This window comes from Nocardia sp. TBRC8007, from assembly GCF_056629435.1.
In genome coordinates this window covers 1-221 of record NZ_JBWSOR010000256.1, presented here as the reverse complement: position 1 = coordinate 221, position 221 = coordinate 1, and the positions used below count along the sequence as shown (strand labels likewise).

General features: G+C 71.9%; 1 protein-coding gene. It reads right to left on the bottom strand.

The genetic code is table 11. The annotated features are described in order from the left end of the window. Nucleotides 1-221 (bottom strand): AMP-binding protein (locus tag ACX4ZE_RS23565; RefSeq protein ID WP_480275664.1); only part of this gene is annotated, 221 nt, incomplete at both ends.

Below are 221 nucleotides of genomic sequence, written 5' to 3'. Positions count from 1 at the left end.
GCACCCCCGGCCTTCCACACCGCCAGCAACGCCACGATCAGCTCCGCCGACCGCGGTAGCGCCACCGCCACCACCTGCTCGGGTCCCACCCCCCGCGCGAGCAGCCGATACGCCAGACGGTTGGCGCGCTCATCGAGGTCACGGTAGGTCAACTCCACCCCGGCACACACCACCGCCACCGCCCGCGGGGTCCGCCGCACCTGTGTTCCGATCAACTCGAC